The sequence below is a fragment of the Barnesiella sp. ET7 genome (assembly GCF_024733785.1).
GTDB lineage: Bacteria > Bacteroidota > Bacteroidia > Bacteroidales > Barnesiellaceae > Barnesiella > Barnesiella merdigallinarum.
On sequence record NZ_JANRHM010000037.1, the window covers coordinates 1 to 3,720 of the forward strand.

General features: G+C 51.2%; 5 protein-coding genes. All 5 read left to right on the forward strand.

The genetic code is table 11. From position 1 onward, the window contains the following. The coding region (locus NW211_RS13630; protein WP_258328243.1) for a DUF3945 domain-containing protein at positions 1-496 on the forward strand (496 nt) is incomplete at its 5' end. 51 nt (positions 497-547) lie between these two features. Continuing rightward, positions 548-802, forward strand: coding sequence for a DUF4099 domain-containing protein (locus NW211_RS13635; RefSeq protein WP_057327244.1), 255 nt, complete (start codon positions 548-550; stop codon positions 800-802). Between the two features lie 81 nt (positions 803-883). Beyond that, on the forward strand, positions 884-2,980 hold the full coding sequence (locus tag NW211_RS13640; RefSeq protein ID WP_258328244.1) for a type IA DNA topoisomerase: 2,097 nt from the start codon (positions 884-886) through the stop codon (positions 2,978-2,980). Between the two features lie 196 nt (positions 2,981-3,176). After that, positions 3,177-3,410: a hypothetical protein gene (locus NW211_RS13645; RefSeq protein WP_057327224.1), complete on the forward strand. Its 234-nt coding sequence runs from the start codon at positions 3,177-3,179 to the stop codon at positions 3,408-3,410. Between the two features lie 120 nt (positions 3,411-3,530). Beyond that, positions 3,531-3,720: hypothetical protein (locus NW211_RS13650; RefSeq protein WP_258328245.1), on the forward strand; the 190-nt coding region annotated here is incomplete at its 3' end.

Here is a 3,720-nt window from a genome sequence, read left to right on the forward strand (position 1 = left end):
TACACGCTACAATCCCGACTCGCCCGAGGGTGCAAGAGAAATCTACATCCCGAAGGAGATAGGCGGTGTGAAACTGACAGCTGAGGAGCAGAAAGACCTTCGTGAAGGTCGAGCAATCTTCCTCAATGATATGGTGAACAACCGTGGCGAGGAGTTCTCTTCGTTCATCAAGGCAGACCTTGAGACGGGACGACTGATGTACTCTCGCACTCCCGACGGCTTTGAGGAGCGTGCCAAGTTCGAGATTCCGAAGGAGATTTTCGGTGCCAAGCTCTCCGGTCAGCAGCGTGCCGACCTTCAGAGCGGCAAGTCGGTACTCGTGGAGGGAATGAAGGGCTTCGATGGCAAGAGCATTTCGCAGTATGTCAAGCTGAACTCCAATCAGAACAAGCTCGACTTCTACAACGAGAATCCCGACCGAAACCGCAACGCCTCACAGCGTAATGTCGTGGCCGAGAAGCAGGAGAAGCGTCAGTCAAAGGGACAGAGCATCTAACCCGAAGTCGGATAAGTCAAATCAATGTATAACTCTAAAATGAATTTTAAGATGAACGATAAGAACAAAGCACCTTTCAAGGTGGAAGATGTAAACTGGGACGAACTTTCAGGAATCGGTATTCTCAAGGATGAACTTGAAGCGGCAGGAGAACTTGACACATTGCTCCGAGGCGAGAAGACAGGTGTCGTATCACTGAGCCTCGTACTCTTGGGTGTGGATGTGGTGATGGATGCCACGCTGCAACTTGTACGCAAGAACGACTCTCCGCTGCTGGAAATCATCGGTATCAACCCCACGCAGTAACACGATTCCATTACTAACCTGACAGCCGTTTCCCGCACCGTAATCGGGACGGGAGACGGCTTCTTTAATTCCCGAAAAAATATGATAGCAATTATAGCAGAAAAGCCGAGCGTAGGTCAGGACATCGCCCGCATCATCGGTGCAACAGAGAAGAAGGACGGATATATGGCAGGCAACGGTTATCTTGTAACCTGGGCATTAGGACACCTCGTTTCCCTCGCCATGCCATCGGCATATGGTTACGGTAAGGCTTCGCACGAGGATTTGCCGATGCTCCCCGAACCGTTCCAGCTTGTGGTAAGACAGATCAAGACCGACAGAGGTATGGTAACGGACATAGGTGCCGCCAAGCAGCTCAAGCTCATTGATGAGGTATTCAGCAAGTGCGACAGCATCATCGTGGCAACGGATGCAGGGCGTGAGGGAGAACTTATCTTCCGATACATCTACCACTACCTCGGATATACCAAGCCCTTCAAGCGTCTTTGGATCTCCTCACTCACGGACGAGGCTATCCGTGCAGGTATGAGCAACCTCAAGGATGGCGAGGCTTACGATAGTCTCTACCACGCTGCCGACTGCCGTGCCAAGGCTGATTGGCTCGTGGGTATGAATGCCAGCCGTGCATTGGCTTTGGCTTCAGGTATGCCGAACAACTCCCTCGGACGAGTGCAGACACCCACGCTGGCGATGATATGCAGCCGCTACAAGGAGAACCGCGACTTCGTTTCCACACCTTATTGGCAACTGCACATCACCCTTGAGCGTCTGGGCGAGTTCCGCCAGTTCGCACATATCGAGGACTTCAAGAGCAAGGAGCAGGCAGAGGCGGCACACACACGATTCTCGCCCGACTCAATGGCACTCATCACAAAGGTGGAGCGCAAGCGTACCTACCAACAGGCACCGTTACTTTACGACCTTACCACCTTGCAGAAGGATTGCAATACGCATCACGATATGAGTGCGGAGAAGACTCTTTCTGTGGCACAGGCTCTCTATGAGAAGAAGTATATCTCATATCCGAGAACAGGTAGCAGATATATCTCGCATGACCTGATGGAGCAGGTCTATGATTCTCTTTGGAAGATTGCCACTATGCCCGAGTTCAAGGAGTATGGCAAGCGTTTCGACTTTGAGCATCTGAATATGCGTAGTGTAGATGATGACAAGGTAACGGATCACCACGCACTCATCATCACAGGTGTAGAGCCTGAGGAGTTGAACGCCCACGAGCAGATTGTCTATACGATGATTGCAGGGCGTATGCTTGAAGCGTTCTCGCCACGCTGCGAGAAGGAGTCACTGGTAATGGAGGCGACCGCCGAGGATATGAAGTTCCGTTCACGCTCTACTACCATCGTCAATCCGGGCTGGCGTGCTGTCTTTGCCCGCAAGGAGGATGCCGAGAAGGACGAGACAGAAGCCAACAAGGGTACGGCACGCTTCGCCGAGGGTGAGCATATACCCGTTACGGGCTATGGCACGGCACAGCGTAAGACAATGCCCAAGCCGCTCTATACCGAAGCGACACTCCTTGCCGCTATGGAGACTTGCGGTAGGAACATCACCGATGAGAAGGCAAAAGAGGCGATGAAAGAACTGGGTATCGGAACACCAGCCACACGAGCCGCCATCATCACGACACTCTTCAAGCGTGACTATATCGAGCGTTCAGGCAAGGCACTTGTACCTACCGAGAAGGGACTCTACATCTACGAGGCGGTAAAGGATATGCAGGTTGCCAACGTGGAGCTGACAGGCAGTTGGGAGAAAACACTCCTACAAATAGAGCAGCATACTTTGGCGACACGCTCCTTTATGCACTCCATCGAGAGTTTTACCTCGCAGGTTACACGCGAGGTACTCGGACTGAAGTTCCCTGCACCCAAACAGCGTACCATTCCTTGCCCCAAATGCGGTACAGGCAAAGTGATGATACGCCCGAAGGTCGCCAAGTGCGACAATCCTGATTGCGGTCTGCTTGTATTCCGCAAGGTGCTGAACAAGGAACTTAACGAGCAGCATCTGGAACAGTTGCTCTCATCGGGAGCGACCAAGCTGATCAAGGGATTCAAGGGAAAGCAAGGTAACTCCTTCGATGCCGCCGTAGCCTTTGACGATGAGTTCAATGTAACGCTGGCATTTCCTGAAAAGAAGAGAGATAAGAAAAGATGATGTCAGTCATCCCGATTCGTAGGCAAAGGTAGTGAACCGCCCTCATTCCACCCCGCAAGGTCGTGCCGCAGGCGGTTTCGGCAAAAATCATCCTCGCACAGCTGCGGTATTTTTACCGAAAACCTTGCCGGTGGAGGCGTTTCACATCCAAGCCCACGAAATCGGGAACGACTGTTCCCACTAAATAATATAGGATATGAAAACAAATGACCCAATCGTAAGAAAGAGAATGAAGTGGATAGGCATGATACTGTTAGCCGTAGTAGCAGCATTAGGTTTCAGCTATCTCTATACACGAGGTGTATCACCCGTATGGGCTGCGGTAGCCATCGTATGTTTCCCTGGCTTCTTCCGATTTATATACAAGATTGCCTGCATCGTAATGGCAGCACTGATACTCTTTGCCATACTCAGTTTCTTGGTCTTCTAACTCTTAAAGCAATGAAAAGGTCTTGTCATCGACATACACCATATAAGCAGATATATTGCGATATGGGTTGTGGGAGCTGTCCTTCTCGGACGGCTCTTTTTGTAGGTGGACGATTCAAGTATGAGGATAAGAATGAAGAGAAGGAAAGAGAAAATACCAGCCATTGGCAAGCCGATGAACTACAGGGCAAAGTTGGCCAATGCTTCTTATCGGACAGCAAGGTCGGGCCATAGGTGGTTTCGGAGAAAATCATCCTCGCCGTGCTGCGGTATTTTCCCCGAAAACCTTGCCTTACCGGAAGCATTAGCCT

Bases quoted from the DNA above. Each gene is read 5' to 3' on its own strand.
- NW211_RS13640 (WP_258328244.1), top strand. From the start codon at position 884: ATGATAGCAATTATAGCAGAAAAGCCGAGCGTAGGTCAGGACATCGCC.
- NW211_RS13645 (WP_057327224.1), top strand. From the start codon at position 3,177: ATGAAAACAAATGACCCAATCGTAAGAAAGAGAATGAAGTGGATAGGC.
- NW211_RS13635 (WP_057327244.1), top strand. From the start codon at position 548: ATGAACGATAAGAACAAAGCACCTTTCAAGGTGGAAGATGTAAACTGG.